This is a genomic window from Xylophilus sp. GW821-FHT01B05, assembly GCA_038961845.1.
Taxonomy (GTDB): Bacteria; Pseudomonadota; Gammaproteobacteria; order Burkholderiales; family Burkholderiaceae_C; genus Xylophilus.
In genome coordinates this window covers 3,286,720-3,302,662 of the sequence record CP152408.1, presented here as the reverse complement: position 1 = coordinate 3,302,662, position 15,943 = coordinate 3,286,720, and the positions used below count along the sequence as shown (strand labels likewise).

The window sequence follows — 15,943 nt, the reverse complement described above, 5'->3', positions numbered from 1 at the left end:
CGTGGAACGCGCGGCTGATGAATCCGGGCAGGCACCGAGTACCGTCGGCATGGTCGACCACATTTTCGAGTCGACCATGCGTTTCTCCAAGGCAACTGCTTCCAGTGCCCGCTCAGGATTGCAGTCCTGCGGTCACGCCTACACCGGCGGCGAGGTAACCTCCATCTACGGCCAGCAGCACGCCGTTGATGTAAGCGGCTGGCTCGCTGGCGAGGAAGGCGATAGCACTCGCCACGTCACCGACCGTCCCAAGGCGCTTCGCCGGAATCATGTTCTCGAACGCGCGCTTCGTGTCGGGCGTGTAGATCTCCTCGGTCAGCGGGGTGCTGACTGGGCCCGGGGCGACTGAGTTTGCAGTGATTCCGTAGGCACCAAGCTCCATCGCGAGTTGCCGAGTAAGCCCTGCGACGGCGGCCTTGGACGTGCCATAGGCAACCCTGCCGATGCCGGCGCGTTCGGCGCTGATGGAGGTCAGATTAACGATGCGTCCGTACCGCTGGGCGATCATTCCTTTGGCTGCACGCTGCGCGCACAGGAAGGTACCAGTCACGTTCACTTCCATGATGGTGTTGAAGTCGCTTGCCTGGCAGTCAAGCAGCGGCACGACGTTGATGATCCCGGCGCTGTTCACTAAAACGTCCGGGCACTTTCGCCACTTCTCGATCGCCTCGAAAGCCCGATCGACCGAGTCGGCCTGTCGAACGTCCATCACCAGCGCAAGAGCCTGCCCCCCGATCGCTTCGATCGCCCGCGCCACGGCGCTGACCTTGTCGCTCTGGATGTCGATGACGGCGACGTGAAAGCCATCTTCCGCCAGCTTCATCGCGGCTGCTTCGCCGATGCCGGACCCCGCACCGGTAACGGCCGCCACCTTGAGGCGTTGCGCCATTTGAGGCTTTGACATCAGTGTGCCCCCGCCTTGCGCAGATCGGCCAGCGCCGTTAGGTGGTCTCTCAATTCATCGCGCACTGGCCAATCGGCAGCGTTCATGGTTTACGTCTCCTGTATTGCCGCTCGGAGCAGGATGCGTCCACGAATCAGCACTGTCGGCAGCAGTATCTGACTTCCTCCTCTTCGCAGCTACGGCAAACCATGCAAAACTATGGTGCAAAAAAGCACGAAGAGACATGCCAAAATTTCCTGAGTGGACTGACGTCCGGTACTTTCTCGAGGTCGCAAGGACTGAAAAGGTCACTCTCGCGGCCGAGCGGCTTCAGGTTGAGCATTCGACCGTATCGCGTCGTATTGATCGCCTCGAGCATCAGCTAGGGACCGTGCTGTTCGACCGGCGCCGCAACGGCTATGTGCTGACAGACGCCGGTCGCGCACTCGTCCCCCACGCGGAGGCCATGGAGAGTGCACTCCTCGACGCGATGGACGAGACTCGATCCAACGCGAACGAAGTTGCGGGCACCGTTCGGGTCGGTACGTTGGAGGCCTTTGGCATTTGCGTCCTCGCTCCCCGGTTGGGACCTTTTAGAGCGCTTCACCCCAACTTGCATGTCGAACTGATGGCACAACCGCAGTTCCCCAGCCTCGCCACGCGGGAAGTCGAAATCCTCGTTACCGTGGAGCCGCCCCAAGTGGGCCGCTACAAGGTGGCTCGACTGCTCGATATGAACTATTACCTGTACGGTTCGCCCGAATATCTCGCGAGCCGGCCGCCCATCCGCGACATGGAAGACGTCGCCACGCACGAATTTGTGGATTACGTGCACGACGGCTTGATGAGCGAGCGCTTCCGCTTTCTCCAAGAAGTGGTGGCTCGTCCGAAGCGTGCTTTCTCCTCGACCAGCATTCTTGCGCAACGCGAGGCTGCAGCAGCTGGAATGGGCTTGGTTCTCCTCACTCCGTATGTCGTTGGGGCGCGCTCTGACCTCGTGAGTGTGTTTCCGGGCAACCCACAGGTCACGCGGACCCTCTGGCTCGCCGCTCCCGAAGACCTTTTCAAGATCCGGCGAGTACGACTGACTTGGGATTACATCCGGCAGCTCGTGTTGAAGGAGCCACAGCTCTTCGAAGCGAGCACGGGCTGAATCTCGTGCTTCCCCTTACGGAGGGCATAGGGTGGGCGCAGGGCGGCCCATTGCACCTGGGGCCCCGGCGCAGTCGCAGGGCAGCATCGTGCATCCATGCACGATGGGGTTGCGCCAATCGCCGTTGCAGAGCAGAAGCGCCCTCGCGATACTGAAAAGAGCCACGCTGCCGCAGGCCTCGTCGGATTGAGTTCTCTAGCGGTTCGCATTCAAGCTCAGTCCTCCGAGGAGACGCAAGTTGAAATTAAGCGATTCGGCGGTGATGAACGCTCTCGCCGCGATGGTTGTCGTCGCCGCCTTGTCAGCGTGCGGCACGACGTTTGATCGTCCTCCAACGGCGCAGTTCGCCTCCCCGAAAGACTGCCAGGAACTGAACGGCATGGTCATCCCTTGGTCGACCATCGGCATGCCGACGAATGGCGCCAGCGTGACCAGCACGGAGCTCGTTCCTGCAGCAGGTATTGGCGCAGCCGCTGTCGGGGAATATTGCAAGGTTCTGGGTGACATCAACCCGGTCGACTCGCGCGCACCCAAGATCAAGTTCCAAGTGAACCTGCCGGTTGCCTGGAACAATAAGGCCATGATGTTCGCGGGCGGTGGGTACAACGGCATCATGGCCCCGAGCACGTTGAACGTGCCCGCCGGCCCGGCCGACAAGCAAACTCCGCTTGGGCGAGGCTATGCCACGTTCGGCAGTGACTCCGGTCACCAGGCCAATGCCAATGGCAACCGGGATGGCACTTTCGGCTTGAGCGACGAGGCGCTGAACAATTTTTCCAGCGACGCCCTCAAGAAAACGCGCGACGTGGCGATGACGATTATTACGGCTCGTTATGCGGCGACTGCGACGAAGACCTACTTCACCGGGGGCTCCACCGGCGGCAGGGAGGCGCTGTTCGCGGTGACACGTTGGCCGCAGGACTTCGACGGCGCTATCGTGTTGTACCCGGCCTGGAACGCAGCCACCCTAAACCTGCAATTCGGCCGGATGACACGTGAGCTGGCCAAGCCAGGGGCCTACCCGAACCTCGCCAAGCGCCAGGTGCTGTACAACGCAGCCGTCGCTGCGTGCGACGCGTTGGACGGTGTCGACGACGGCCTGATCAGCAACGTGAAGGCCTGCAATGCCAGCTTCAACCCTGTCACCGCGACGCTCAACGGCGCACCGATCCGCTGTGAGGGTGGTGTGGACGCGGGTGACTTTTGCCTTTCCGATGCGCAGATCGCGGCCTTCAATATATTGAACACGCCGTTGGTGCTGGACTATGCGGTCGCTAGCGGTGAGCGTACTTATCCTGGCTTCAACACCTGGGGCACGGACTTCGGCAACCCTGGCGCTGGCCCATTGCAGCCGACGGTGTTGACCCTTTCTCTTGGCACCGAGCAGCCGGCGAACCCGATGCCCGCAGTAACCGCCACGGCGATGCCGCCGTTCGGCAGCACGTTCTGGGACCAGTGGGTAAAGTACTTCGTCACTCGTGACCCCACTTTCAATTCGCTCGCGTTGGATCCGCAGGATCCCGGTCCGTGGCGAGAGCGCATCCTGGACCTCACGCGTGTCCAAGACGTCAACGTCAGCGACCTGACCCCGTTCATGGCCAAGGGCGGAAAAATCCTGATGGCACACGGCTCCCAGGACGCTCTAGTGAGCACGCGCGCCACCGCGCAGTTCTATGAACGCGTGCGCAAATCCATGGGCGCAGCCAAGGTGGACAGCTTCATCCGCTATTACGAAATTCCGGGGTACGGCCATGTAGTCAGCAACGTGTTCAACGCCGGCTGGGACTCGGTGACGGCACTGGAGGATTGGGTCGAGAAAGGTACCGCCCCTGGCAAGCAAGTTGTGGCCGACAAAGGTGCAGTGCCGGAGCGCACCCGACCTCTGTGCCCCTATCCCAGCTGGCCCCGGTACCACGGGTCGGCGGACGTGAACTCGGCGCAGAACTTCAACTGTGTGACGGAGTAGGCGCGCACCGTGGCCGAGAAGTGTGAAGGGCTCGGCAATCAGCTCGTTGCGCCGTCGACCAAGTGGCGGTGCAACCGCTTGGGGGTCGCAATCCCGCATGACCGACTCGACCGCATCACGTTTTCAGATTTGGGCTGAAGCGCCCAATTCACCGTCAGACCGTCAGACCGTCAGACCGACGGTTCGACTCGCCCAGTAGTGCCCCTTTATATAAACAGCAGGAGACAACATGCGACAGCCTCAACCTTCTCTCGGTCGCCATGCCCTTTTCGTGGCGCTTTCCGCTTCCGCCCTGGTGGTCGCCTGTGGTGGTGGTGACGGTGGCAACAGGCCGCCGCAGCCGTTGAGTTGCGGAGATTTGACTGGAATGACGATCGCGGCAGCCAATATCGGTCTGCCGACAACAGGCGCGATAGTCACCGCTGCGACGCTGGTCGCGGCCGCCGGCAGCGGTGTGGGTGCCACGCCCGAGTACTGCAAGGTCGGCGCCGCGATTTCGCCCGTCGATTCTGCGGCGCCGAAGATCCTGATGCAGGTCGCCCTTCCGAGCACCTGGAACGGCAAGGTAATGATGTTCGGCGGTGGTGGCTATGACGGGACGATCCCTGACGTGACCGGCAACGTGCCGGTGGGCCCCGCTGATCAGCCAGCTCCGCTTGGTCGTGGCTACGCGACATTCGCAAGCGATTCCGGCCATCAGGCAAATGCGCTCGGCAGCCAGGATGGCTCCTTCGGCGTCAACGACGAGGCCGTCAACAACTTCTCCGGGGACGCGCTGAAGAAGACGCGCGATGTGGCGATCGCGATCATCAACGCCCGCTATGCCGTGAATGGACCGGCCAAAGCGTACTTTGCCGGGGGTTCTTCGGGTGGCCGCGAAGCGCTCAAAGTAGCGCAAGATTGGCCGCAAGACTGGGACGGTGTAATAGCCTTGTACCCGGCCGGAGCGGCCGCCAGCCTCGATCTTCAGTTCGGCCGTATCACGCGGGCGCTCGCGCAGCCTGGCGCGTATCCCAACGCGGCGAAGCGAAAGGTGCTTTACGACGCGTCGATTCAGGCGTGTGACACGCTGGACGGTGTTGCCGACGGGCTGATCAGCAATATCAAAGCCTGCAACGCGAACTTCAATCCAACGACGGCGACCGTGAATGGCCAGCCACTGCGCTGCGCGGGGGGCGCTGACACCGGCGACACCTGCCTGTCGGATGCGCAGATCGCGGCGTTCGATGTCATCAACACGCCGATCACATTCAGCTACACGCTGGCGAGCGGCGAGACACAGTATCCCGGCTTCAACACGTGGGGGACCGACTTCGGTATCCCGAACGCCAGCCCCCTTCAGGCTGCTGTTTCGTTCCTTTCGTTGAACAGCGCCCAACCTTCCAGCCCGATGCCAAATGCGGCGCCGTACGGCAGCGTGTTCTGGGATCAGTGGGTGCGCTTTTTCGTGACGCGGGATGCGAACTTCAACTCGCTGACACTCGACCCGCAGAACCCCGGTCCATACCAAGCGCGAATCAGCACGCTGACCGGCCTTCAGGACGTCAACAAGACCGACCTCACGGCCTTCCAATCCAAGGGCGGCAAGATCTTGATCGCACACGGCATGAGCGATGCGCTCGTCAGCACGCGGGCGACGGAGCAGTATGTCGACCGCGTTCGCGCGACGATGGGTGATGCCCGCACCGACTCGTTCCTGCGCTACTACGAAATTCCTGGCTACGGCCATGCGGCCAGCACCGTCTTCAACGCATCCTGGGACTCGTTGACAACTCTCGAGAACTGGATCGAGAAAGGCACGCTGCCACCGAATCAGATCGTGACCGACACCGTTGGTGTGCCCGGCCGCACGCGTCCGCTCTGCGATTACCCCGCTTATCCGCGCTACAACGGCAGCGGGGACGTCAACTCCGCCTCGAGCTTCAGCTGCTCGATGCAGTAACCCAGCCGTCCCACACGGCAGCGTCGGCCGACGCTTCCCCACCGGCAATGCCTTGCACCGCCGGTGTACCCCGATGCAGAGGGCGCTATGAGCGCCGCTCTCCGTATGCGCATCGTGATTCCTTTCTCCAAAAAAGTGTTGATTTCCAGCCAGAGGTGACGGGGGCAGGATTCCATGGAAATCAACTCCCTCGGGAATTCCTTGCGGTGCCGTCCTGTGCAATCCGAGTCGCATCTTCGTACGGCTCGTTGTGCATCAATGCACGATGACGTTGCGCCAAACGCCATTGCGGAGCAAAAACGCTCCCGCGATACTGAATCGAGCCAATTTGCCGCTGGAGTAAAAGCCCAGCCCACGCGACTTAGGCTGTACCGACGTTTAGGAGACAAACCATGCAAATTCCGAGCGCACGTTCGCTTGTTCCGCTGCAGCTCGCTGCCGGCGCCATCAGCGTCCAAGCCAAGGACATCGTCATCACACACATCGGCGCTCATCCGGGCGCCGACGGTCTGTACGGCACCGAGGTTAACCAAGGGTTCACGCGCCGGTTTCCTCTGTTCTTGCATTCAAGTGGACCGCAGGAATGAGCGACGTCATCCTCGAAACACGCCAGCTCACCAAGGAATTCAAGGGGTTCACCGCGGTCAGCAAGGTCAATCTCTCGGTGGTGCGTGGCTCCATCCACGCGCTGATCGGCCCCAACGGCGCGGGCAAGACCACCTGCTTCAACCTGCTCACCAAGTTCCTTGAGCCCACCACCGGCACGATCTTGTTCAACGGGCAGGACATCACGGGCGAACGCCCGGCGCAGATCGCGCGGCGCGGCGTCATCCGCTCGTTCCAGATCTCGGCCGTGTTTCCGCACCTCACGCTGCTCGAGAACGTGCGGCTGGGCCTGCAAAGGCGCCTCGGCACCTCGTACCACTTCTGGAAGAGCGAGAAGTCGCTCAAGCCGCTCGATGCGCGTGCGCGCGAACTGCTGGCCGAAGTGGGCCTCGAAGAACTCGCCGGCGAACAGACCGTGAACCTGCCCTACGGCCGCAAGCGCGCCCTTGAGATCGCGACCACGCTGGCCATGGAGCCCGAGCTGATGCTGCTCGACGAACCGACGCAGGGCATGGGCCATGAAGACGTGCACCGCGTGGCCGAGCTCATCAAGCGCGTGTCGGCCGGACGCACCATCCTGATGGTCGAACACAACATGAGCGTGGTCTCGACCATCGCCGACACCATCACCGTGCTGCAGCGCGGCGCCGTGCTCGCCGAAGGCCCGTACGCCGAAGTCTCAAAGAACCCGCAGGTGATGGAGGCCTACATGGGCACCACTGACGGCCAACTGCAGGGTGCGCACTGATGACCGCCGCACTCGAAATCAAAGGGCTCCAGGCCTGGTACGGCGAATCGCATGTGCTGCACGGCGTCGACATGGTCGTGCAGCCGGGCGAAGTCGTCACGCTGCTAGGCCGCAACGGCGCGGGCCGCACCACCACGCTGCGGGCCATCATGGGCCTGACCGGCGCGCGCAAGGGCAGCATCGAGGTCAACGGCAAAGAGACCATCGACACGCCGACGCACCGCATTGCGCACCTCGGCATCGGCTACTGCCCTGAGGAGCGCGGCATCTTCGCCAGCCTCTCATGCGAGGAAAACCTCCTGCTGCCGCCCGAACTCAAAGGCGCGGGGCAGGGCATGTCGGTCGAAGAGATCTACGCCATGTTCCCCAACCTGGCCGAACGCCGCAACAGCCAGGGCACGCGCCTGTCGGGCGGCGAGCAGCAGATGCTGGCCGTCGCGCGCATCCTGCGCACGGGCGCCAAGCTGCTCCTGCTCGACGAGATTTCCGAGGGCCTCGCGCCGGTCATCGTGCAGGCGCTGGCCCGCATGATCACCACGCTGCGCGACAAGGGCTACACCATCGTCATGGTGGAGCAGAACTTCCGCTTCGCCGCGCCGCTGGCCGACCGCTTCTACGTGATGGAGCACGGCCGCATCGTCGAGAAGTTCGGCGCTGCCGAGCTCGAAGCCAAGATGCCAGTGCTCACCGAGCTGCTCGGCGTCTGAACAACAAGAAAAGTCCACAAAACCGTTTCTCGCATCCCGCAAAGATTTCTTCAGGAGACAACAAGCCATGAACAAGAAACTCGGCCTCATCGCCATCTCCACGGCCATCGGCATCCTCGCAATGAGCGCGGGCGCCGTGCAGGCGCAGGAAAAAGTGAAGATCGGCTTCGTCACCGACCTGTCGGGCCTGTACGCCGACCTGGAAGGCAAGGGCGGGGCCACGGCCATCCAGATGGCCATCGACGATTTCGGCGGCAAGGTGCTGGGCCAGCCGATCGAGCTGCTGACCGCCGACCACCAGAACAAGGCCGACATCGCCGCCTCCAAGGCCCGCGAGTGGGTCGACACGGCCGGCGTCACCATGATCTTCGGCGGTACCAATTCCGGCACCGCGCTGGCCATTGCCAAGGTGGCGGAAGAGAAGAAGCGCGTGTACTTCAACAATGGCGCAGGCAGCTCGGCGCTCACCAACGAGCAGTGCAGCCCTTACACCGTGCACTATGCCTACGACACCGTGGCGCTGGCCAAGGGCACCGGCACGGCGGTGGTCGACCGCGGCGGCAAAAGCTGGTTCTTCCTGACGGCCGACTACGCCTTCGGCCACGCGCTCGAGGCCGACACCACCAAGGTGGTGAAGGACAAGGGGGGCACGGTGGCGGGCGCGGTGCGCCATCCGCTGAACGCGTCGGACTTCTCCTCATTCCTGCTGCAGGCGCAGAACTCCAAGGCGCAGATCCTGGGCCTGGCCAACGCCGGCGGCGACACCATCAACTCGATCAAGGCCGCCAAGGAATTTGGCATCAACAAGACCATGAAGACCGCCGGCCTGCTGGTGTTCCTGTCTGACATCCACAGCCTGGGCCTGAAGAACACCGAAGGCCTGCTGCACACCACCAGTTGGTATTGGGACCTGAACGACGACACGCGCAAGTTCGGCAACCGCTTCTTCGAGAAAACCAAGCGCATGCCAACCGACGTGCAGGCAGCCGACTACTCCGCCACCATGACCTACCTGAAGGCTGTGGCCGCAGCCAAGACCACAGACGCCGACAAGGTCATGGCGCAGTTGAAGAGCATGAAGATCGACGACTTCTACGGCAAGGGCCAGATCCGCGCCGACGGCAGCTTCATCCACGACATGTACCTGGTCGAAGCCAAGTCGCCGGCCGAATCCAAACAACCCTGGGACTACCTGAAGGTGCTCCAGACGCTGCCGGGCGACCAAGTCTTCACGACCAAGGCCGAAACGAAATGCGCTCTCTGGAAGTGATCCTCCGCAGGCGCGCAGCCGCCCGGGTTTGTTGAAACGCTTATGACCATTTCCCTTCCTGCGCTTTTGAGCCAACTCCTCCTGGGGCTGGTCAACGGCTCCTTCTACGCCATCCTGAGCCTCGGGCTCGCGGTGATCTTCGGCCTGCTCAACGTCATTAACTTCGCGCACGGCGCGCTGTTCATGATGGGCGCCATCCTGACCTGGATGGCGATGGAGTATTTCGGCATCAACTACTGGGTGATGCTGATCGTGGCGCCCCTCGTCATCGGCCTGTTTGGCGTGCTGATCGAGCGCTTGCTGCTGCGCTGGATCTACAAGCTCGACCACCTTTACGGCCTGCTGCTCACGCTGGGTCTCACGCTGCTGATCGAGGGCGTGTTCCGCTCGGTCTACGGCGTGTCGGGGCTGCCCTACGACGCGCCCGATGTCCTCTCCAGTGCCACCGACCTGGGCTTCATGGTGCTGCCCAACTACCGCGCATGGGTGGTCGTGGCATCGCTGGTGGTCTGCTTCGCGACCTGGTACGTGATCGAGAAGACTCGGCTGGGCGCCTACCTGCGTGCCGGCACCGAGAACCCACGGCTGGTGGAAGCCTTCGGCGTCAACGTGCCGCTGATGATCACGCTGACCTACGCCTTCGGCTGTGCGCTCGCCGCTTTCGCCGGCGTGCTGGCGGCGCCGGTGATGCAGGTGTCGCCACTGATGGGACAGAACCTCATCATCGTGGTGTTTGCGGTGGTCGTGATCGGCGGCATGGGCTCCATCATGGGCGCCATCCTCACGGGCCTGGGATTGGGCGTGATCGAAGGGCTCACCAAGGTCTTCTATCCCGAGGCATCGTCAACGGTTGTGTTCGTGATCATGGTCATCGTGCTGTTGATTCGCCCCACCGGCCTGTTCGGCAAAGAAAAATGATTGCTCGTCCCCAGGCTGCGCGCGCTTCGTGTCGCTTCGGGCGGCCGTGCGCGGCGACCTTCTTGCTTAAGAATTCATGAAGAAAATTTCTACCGTCGTCTACACATTGCTGCTGGTCGCGCTGGTGCTCGCGCCGTTCTTCGGCGCCTACCCCGTGTTCGTGATGAAGCTTATGTGTTTCGCGCTGTTCGCGGCGGCGTTCAACCTGCTGCTGGGCTACACGGGTCTGCTGTCGTTCGGGCATGCGGCCTTCCTGGGCGGGTCCGCGTACGTCGCGGGCCATGCGATGAAGGTCTGGGGCCTCACGCCCGAGTTGGGCTTGATCGCGGGCACGCTCGCCGGCGGTTTTCTGGGCTGGATCTTCGGCCTGGTGGCGATCCGCCGCCAGGGCATCTACTTCGCGATGATCACGCTGGCGCTCGCGCAGATGATGTTCTTCGTCGCGCTGCAGGCCAAGTTCACGGGCGGCGAAGACGGCCTGCAGGGCGTGCCGCGCGGCAAGCTGTTCGGCTTGATCGACCTGTCGAACGACCTGACGATGTACTACGTGGCGCTGGTCGTGGTCGTGCTGGCATTCTTGCTGATCGTGCGCACCGTCCACTCACCGTTCGGGCAGGTGTTGAAGGGCATCAAGGAGAACGAGCCGCGCGCGCTGTCGCTGGGCTACGACGTGAACCGCTTCAAGCTGCTGGCCTTCGTGATTTCAGCGGCGCTGTCAGGCCTGGCCGGTTCGCTCAAGACGCTGGTGCTGGGCTTCGCCACGCTGTCCGACGTGCACTGGACCGCCTCGGGCCAGGTCATCCTGATGACGCTGGTGGGCGGGTTGGGCACGCTCTCGGGTCCGCTGATGGGCTCGGCTGTGGTGGTGCTGCTGGAGAACAAGATCGGCGAACTTGGCAACTTCCTGGCGCGCATCACCACGGTGGACTGGTTCAGCACGCTGGGCGAGTCGGTGACCATGGTCACGGGCCTGATCTTCGTGATCTGCGTGCTGGCGTTCCGCAAGGGGATCATGGGCGAGATCATTGCGTTCATCGAGCGGCGGCGCGCGAAGTAGCGCAGCGCCGTAACGAAGAAGTAGAGCCTCGGCTCCTCGGAAAATAAAACTACCTCCATAAAAGATTGCCATGAAGAAGCAAAGGGAGACAAAATTGAAACGTACGAATCGACTTCGCCTTGGCAGTTGCATCGGAGGCATCAGTCTCCTTCTCGCAGCCTGTGGAGGCGGCTCCTACAGCTCGCTAGTTCCCGTGGTAGTAGGTACCACTACTCCGCCACCCATTACTCCAACGCAACCAGAAGGCGACAACCCGCCTCCATCTGCAGCGAGTGTCTGCGCGAAACTCAACGGGGCAACGAGTGGCGGCGTAGCTGGGTTAAGCGCGAAAGTTGTTCCCGCAACCTCAAGCACACCCACGTACTGCCAAGTCACTGGAACGATTCCCGCGCAACTAGGCATTGAGATCCTCTTCCCGGACAAATGGAACGGCAAGCTCTACTACCAAGGCGGCGCTGGTATGAACGGGTCGATTCCGGCGCTACCGGTCGCTGCTTTGTCGAAAGGGTACGCTGCAGTAGGAAGTGACGGAGGTCACAAGGGCTCAGCCTTCGATGCCAGCTTTGCCCTCAATGATTCCCTGGCGTTGAACATGTGGGGGCATCTGTCCATCCCCACTACGCTGGCATCTGCGAAGGAGGTCGTTCGAGATGCATATGGAAAATTCCCCGATCGATCCTATTTTGAAGGTTGCTCGACGGGTGGCAGAGAAGCGCTCATGACAGTGCAGCGCTACCCATACTTGTTTGACGGCGTCATCGCGGGCGACCCTTCCTATGACTTTGTTGGACTAATTGGGTGGTTCAATCGAAATGCAAAGGCCCTGGCAGCGCCGGGCGGTGCATTACCTAACGCAAAGCTAAAACTTCTTTCACAATCGGTCCGCGACGTGTGCGATGCCTTGGATGGCATTGCCGACGGCATAGTTTCCAATCCTGCCGCCTGTAGCAAGTCTGGTTTTGATCCGAAGGCCCTACGCTGCGCCGGCGGAGGCGACTTGGGAGACGCATGTCTTTCAGATGGTCAGCTGAACTCGATCGCCGCCCTGACAACGCCTGCAGAGTTCGGGATCGCGCCAAACGTCTATACGCAAGTCGGACACCCATTCACTGGAAACGAAGATACGCAGTGGCCCGCGGGTTCCACCGGTGCTGCACGCGACGGGGATTTCACGTTCAGCGCTGGATACATTTTTCAAGACACAAGCATCAAGAACATCATCGCGAGAAATGCTGCGGTCAACCCGCTGACCTTCTCGTACGATCAGGATCTGAATGCCCTGTTCTCAACAGCGTCCATCGTCAATGCCACCTCCAAAGACATTCGCCCATTTATCAATGGTGGAGGCAAACTAATCATGTGGCACGGAGGCGCTGATGATTTCTACCCAGCTCAAGGAACGGCGAACTACTACGATGCTATGGTTTCGGCAGTTGGAGGAAAAACCGTGGCAGATTCCGCCGTTCGGTTCTATGTGGCCCCGGGGGTTGGGCATTGTGGAAATGGCCCCGGCGCAGCGCCGACTGATCTGCTGCAGTCCCTCGACGACTGGGTAACGAGGGACGCGCCGCCAAATACATTGTTGGCGACGAAACTGACCTCCAGTGGTGACATCGCCTTTACTCGCCCCTTGTGTCAGTATCCGACGTACCCAAGGTACGTTGGGCCCTCGGATGACGCAGCAGCGGGAAAGCTCGCCACTAACTACACATGTACTGCGCCGGGTCCATGAATACTGGGGGCCGCCTCACGACGGCGAGCGCGGCAGAACGGGGACCAGTACGCGGAACGCGACAGACGAGGTATTTGCCGAATTGGGTTTGGCTGTGCGATCGGTGCATGAATCGATCAGCCTACCAATCATCGGTGGCTTGATTGCAGCCGGTCTGGGCATTGGCGTGATTCCGACGACGGCGCTCGCGCTGATGAACCGGCATGATCTCGTCACACGCTCTCTCAAAGCCATCCCTTTCAAGGTGTTTGAGCAGTGTCTTGCGCAGCACGCGAGCGGTGGCCAACCGCTTGCGTGCGACGGCAGCAGTCACATAGCCCCCGGGCTTGTCTTTCTTGGGCCCGCGCTGAGCCCTGGCGACACTGAGCGGTGAGATGCCTCTGGCCAGGCGCAGCAGGTAGCCCGCCACGCGCACCGGGGGCGCCTCGGACCACTCCAGCCAGGCCTGCGGCTCCAGCGCAATGTAGCCGTCAGCCGTGCAAGCTGGGCTGGGTGCCTGTGGCAGCAACCACCGACGCCAGGCGTGCTGCGCGGCCTTGCACCAGCGCGCGCAGTATCCGGGGTTCGGTGCGTTTGACCTTGTCGTACAGCGCGGCCAGGGTCACGGGCAAGCGCTCCATCTTCTTGGCACGCCGCGTGCAACGAGGGCCGCAGGCCCAATGAGACCAGCAGCATCCGCTCTACTGCGGTGGACATCAGCAGCTCGCGCGGGTATTGGCGCTGGCGACCCGCTTCGAACACTTCGTCTATCCACTGCACCGGCAAAGCCTGCTCCAGTGCTGCGCGCGCCATCACGCTGACCGGCCCTTCACGCTCGAAGCGCTCCAATACTTCTTTCCACATCCGCAGGCTTCCTCTTGATATCTCCGAGGTTACTGCTTGTCGCTCACAAGACCTTGAGAGGGATGGTTCTCAGAGCCTCTTGTCGGACGATCTGGCACGCGGAGCGCATGGGCTTTCGCTGAGCGTCAGGTGCAGGAACTGGCCGAAACAAGCTGCGGCTTGACCCACGCCAGCCTCAGGCTGCAGGATTCCGATCGGCTCGAGGGCCGCGGCGTCGCCGACGCGCAATTCCACCAGCGCGCCTTCTTCCAGCAGTGGCCGTGCCAGGTTGAGCGATATTAAGGAGAGCAGGGGCCGATGCTGCAGCAGATGCCATAGCATGTTGAGCGACTGCGTTACCACCGGATACGTCCTCGGCAGCTCTGGAAAGCTGCATGCGAGTTCATCGAAGCGCTGCCGAGCGGCAACGCCGGCCGGCAACATCAGCCACGTGGCCTGTGCGATGTCCGCCAACTTCAGCGGCCGGGCGTCGGCCAGCGGATGGTCTGAGCGGCACAGGATCACGTATCGGTCATCCCGCAGCGGATGGAACTCCCACCCCTCCGGGAGTACAGGCGGCCGGCGGCATACGACCAGATCCACCTCACCTCGCGCAATGGCCAGCAGTTGGTCTTGACCTTCCGCCTCCGCGAGTTGGACCTGGACGGCGGGGTACCGATCACTGAATGCGGGCAATGCGTCGAGTAACAAGCCGTTGATGGCAGCGCCGGAGGCGACCAGTCGGACAACGCCCTGGCCCTGCTGGTGGCGCGCGCTCACGACCTCCGCGCCGTCGGCAATTCCCAGCATCAATTGGCGGGCCACCGGCAACAAGTCGGCGCAGGCCGGTGTCGGCCGCACGCCGCGCGCGTGACGCTCGAACAGGCGCACTTCGAGCAACTCCTCCAGATAGGCCAGTGTCTGAGACACCGAAGACTGCGTCATGCCGATTGCATCGGCAGTGCGCTGCACACTGCCGAGTTCTGTCAGGACCAAGATCACCTGCGCGTGGCGGAACTTGCCACGGGCGAGCAGCCGATTCAGAAGGGCGGTAGCACTATGCGGCATAGGTATCGGAAAGTCTAATGGATACCGCTCAGATTTAATTGGCTAGCGATGGGTGCGCGGACGAAGATGCGGAAAACAAGGAGACAAGCATGAATTCCCTTTTGCGCATCGCGGCCGCCCTTGCGGCCGGCATACTGGCGACCTCCGCCGCCCACTCACAAAGCACGGACTGGCCCGCGCGTCCGATTCGCATCATCGTCCCCGCGCCGGCTGGGGGGCCGTACGACCGCGTCGCTCGGCCCCTGGGACAGTACATGGCGAAGACACTCAAGCAACCCGTGGTAGTTGAGAACCGGCCGAGTGCAGGCAACATCGTCGGCACCCAGGCTGGCGCAAGCGCAGCGCCCGACGGCTATACGCTGACCATGACCGGGATGCTCAACACGATCGCGCAAGGCATCTACGAAAACGTGCCCTTCGACATCGCCAAGGACTTCGTGCACGTGGGTGCAGTTGGCGAAAGCCCTCAGTGGCTGGTGGCGCGCAGCGATGCGGGGATGAGCACCTTCCAGGACCTGGTACAGCAGGCCAAGCGGGAGCCGGGAAAGATCAACTACGCAAGCTCCGGCGCGGGCAGCACCGGGCACCTCGTGATGGAACTGTTGCAGCGTGCTGCCGGTGTGCAGTTAACGCATGTGCCGTACAAGGGCGGTGCGCCCGCTCTGCAGGACGTGCTCGCAGGCGTCGTGTCGGTGATCGTGATCCCGCCAAGCGTCGCGCTGCCTTATGTGCAAAGCGGAAAACTCCATGTCTTGGCCGTCTCCAGTGCCCAACGCATGGCCACGGCGCCGGAGGTTCCCACCTTTGCAGAACTGGGCTACAAGCAGCTCACTGTGGCCTCCTGGGTCGGGTTATCCGCGCCCAAGGCCACCTCCTCGGCCGTGGTTCGCAAGGTCAACGCTGCGATCAATGCCGCCTTGAGTGAGCCTGCGTTGCTCAAGTTGTTGGAGACGGAGGGCCTGATGCCGCTGCCAGGAACGCCAGACCAATACGCGCAGATGGTGCGCAGCGATACCGAGCGCTGGGGCCAACTGGTACGCAGCATGAATCTCAAAGCCAACTGAGGTCTTC

General features: G+C 62.2%; 14 protein-coding genes and 1 pseudogene. 11 read left to right on the top strand and 4 right to left on the bottom strand.

The window, feature by feature from the left end; all coding sequences use genetic code 11:
• Positions 1 to 112 precede the first annotated feature (112 nt).
• Positions 113 to 889, bottom strand: coding sequence for an SDR family NAD(P)-dependent oxidoreductase (locus AAFF27_15300; GenBank protein XAH21389.1), 777 nt, complete (start codon positions 887 to 889; stop codon positions 113 to 115).
• 238 nt (positions 890 to 1,127) lie between these two features.
• On the opposite strand from AAFF27_15300, the gene AAFF27_15295 reads away from it, so the two are divergent.
• The 10 genes from AAFF27_15295 to AAFF27_15250 all read left to right on the top strand — a co-directional run bounded on the left by AAFF27_15295 (position 1,128) and on the right by AAFF27_15250 (position 12,982).
• The gene (locus AAFF27_15295) at positions 1,128 to 2,036 is read left to right on the top strand and encodes a LysR family transcriptional regulator (GenBank protein ID XAH21388.1); all 909 of its coding nucleotides are present in this window, start codon (positions 1,128 to 1,130) and stop codon (positions 2,034 to 2,036) included.
• Positions 2,037 to 2,274: 238 nt separating this feature from the next.
• Positions 2,275 to 4,002, top strand: a complete 1,728-nt coding sequence (locus AAFF27_15290) for a tannase/feruloyl esterase family alpha/beta hydrolase (GenBank protein ID XAH21387.1) — start codon at positions 2,275 to 2,277, stop codon at positions 4,000 to 4,002.
• A gap of 229 nt (positions 4,003 to 4,231) precedes the next feature.
• Complete coding sequence (locus tag AAFF27_15285; protein XAH21386.1) at positions 4,232 to 5,944, top strand: tannase/feruloyl esterase family alpha/beta hydrolase; 1,713 nt, start codon at positions 4,232 to 4,234, stop codon at positions 5,942 to 5,944.
• 392 nt (positions 5,945 to 6,336) lie between these two features.
• On the top strand, positions 6,337 to 6,531 hold the full coding sequence (locus AAFF27_15280; GenBank protein ID XAH21385.1) for a hypothetical protein: 195 nt from the start codon (positions 6,337 to 6,339) through the stop codon (positions 6,529 to 6,531).
• On the top strand, positions 6,528 to 7,298 hold the full coding sequence (locus AAFF27_15275) for an ABC transporter ATP-binding protein (protein ID XAH21384.1): 771 nt from the start codon (positions 6,528 to 6,530) through the stop codon (positions 7,296 to 7,298). The genes AAFF27_15280 and AAFF27_15275 overlap by 4 nt, the downstream gene beginning before the upstream one ends.
• Positions 7,298 to 8,005, top strand: coding sequence for an ABC transporter ATP-binding protein (locus AAFF27_15270; protein ID XAH21383.1), 708 nt, complete (start codon positions 7,298 to 7,300; stop codon positions 8,003 to 8,005). Before AAFF27_15275 ends, AAFF27_15270 begins: the two co-directional genes overlap by 1 nt.
• Before the next feature lie 67 nt (positions 8,006 to 8,072).
• Positions 8,073 to 9,275, top strand: coding sequence for an ABC transporter substrate-binding protein (locus tag AAFF27_15265; protein ID XAH21382.1), 1,203 nt, complete (start codon positions 8,073 to 8,075; stop codon positions 9,273 to 9,275).
• Between the two features lie 42 nt (positions 9,276 to 9,317).
• On the top strand, positions 9,318 to 10,193 hold the full coding sequence (locus tag AAFF27_15260; protein XAH21381.1) for a branched-chain amino acid ABC transporter permease: 876 nt from the start codon (positions 9,318 to 9,320) through the stop codon (positions 10,191 to 10,193).
• 76 nt (positions 10,194 to 10,269) lie between these two features.
• On the top strand, positions 10,270 to 11,250 hold the full coding sequence (locus AAFF27_15255; GenBank protein ID XAH21380.1) for a branched-chain amino acid ABC transporter permease: 981 nt from the start codon (positions 10,270 to 10,272) through the stop codon (positions 11,248 to 11,250).
• A 70-nt stretch (positions 11,251 to 11,320) separates the two neighbouring features.
• On the top strand, positions 11,321 to 12,982 hold the full coding sequence (locus AAFF27_15250; protein ID XAH21379.1) for a tannase/feruloyl esterase family alpha/beta hydrolase: 1,662 nt from the start codon (positions 11,321 to 11,323) through the stop codon (positions 12,980 to 12,982).
• A 121-nt stretch (positions 12,983 to 13,103) separates the two neighbouring features.
• Here the strand turns inward: AAFF27_15250 and AAFF27_15245 are convergent, their stop codons facing one another.
• The 3 genes and pseudogenes from AAFF27_15245 to AAFF27_15235 form a co-directional block, all read right to left on the bottom strand.
• Entirely contained in the window at positions 13,104 to 13,391 is a 288-nt protein-coding gene (locus AAFF27_15245) for a hypothetical protein (protein XAH21378.1), read from the bottom strand.
• Positions 13,392 to 13,491: 100 nt separating this feature from the next.
• Positions 13,492 to 13,774 (bottom strand): annotated as a pseudogene (locus AAFF27_15240) (IS4 family transposase).
• A gap of 120 nt (positions 13,775 to 13,894) precedes the next feature.
• On the bottom strand, positions 13,895 to 14,872 hold the full coding sequence (locus tag AAFF27_15235) for a LysR family transcriptional regulator (protein ID XAH21377.1): 978 nt from the start codon (positions 14,870 to 14,872) through the stop codon (positions 13,895 to 13,897).
• Positions 14,873 to 14,961: 89 nt separating this feature from the next.
• Between AAFF27_15235 and AAFF27_15230 the strand changes: the two genes are divergently transcribed.
• Positions 14,962 to 15,936, top strand: a complete 975-nt coding sequence (locus AAFF27_15230; protein ID XAH21376.1) for a tripartite tricarboxylate transporter substrate binding protein — start codon at positions 14,962 to 14,964, stop codon at positions 15,934 to 15,936.
• Positions 15,937 to 15,943 lie beyond the last annotated feature (7 nt).

Coding starts and splice junctions, on each gene's coding strand:
- AAFF27_15300 (XAH21389.1), bottom strand. CDS start 889: ATGGCGCAACGCCTCAAGGTGGCGGCCGTTACCGGTGCGGGGTCCGGC.
- AAFF27_15295 (XAH21388.1), top strand. CDS start 1,128: ATGCCAAAATTTCCTGAGTGGACTGACGTCCGGTACTTTCTCGAGGTC.
- AAFF27_15285 (XAH21386.1), top strand. CDS start 4,232: ATGCGACAGCCTCAACCTTCTCTCGGTCGCCATGCCCTTTTCGTGGCG.
- AAFF27_15280 (XAH21385.1), top strand. CDS start 6,337: ATGCAAATTCCGAGCGCACGTTCGCTTGTTCCGCTGCAGCTCGCTGCC.
- AAFF27_15275 (XAH21384.1), top strand. CDS start 6,528: ATGAGCGACGTCATCCTCGAAACACGCCAGCTCACCAAGGAATTCAAG.
- AAFF27_15270 (XAH21383.1), top strand. CDS start 7,298: ATGACCGCCGCACTCGAAATCAAAGGGCTCCAGGCCTGGTACGGCGAA.
- AAFF27_15265 (XAH21382.1), top strand. CDS start 8,073: ATGAACAAGAAACTCGGCCTCATCGCCATCTCCACGGCCATCGGCATC.
- AAFF27_15260 (XAH21381.1), top strand. CDS start 9,318: ATGACCATTTCCCTTCCTGCGCTTTTGAGCCAACTCCTCCTGGGGCTG.
- AAFF27_15255 (XAH21380.1), top strand. CDS start 10,270: ATGAAGAAAATTTCTACCGTCGTCTACACATTGCTGCTGGTCGCGCTG.
- AAFF27_15250 (XAH21379.1), top strand. CDS start 11,321: ATGAAGAAGCAAAGGGAGACAAAATTGAAACGTACGAATCGACTTCGC.
- AAFF27_15235 (XAH21377.1), bottom strand. CDS start 14,872: ATGCCGCATAGTGCTACCGCCCTTCTGAATCGGCTGCTCGCCCGTGGC.
- AAFF27_15230 (XAH21376.1), top strand. CDS start 14,962: ATGAATTCCCTTTTGCGCATCGCGGCCGCCCTTGCGGCCGGCATACTG.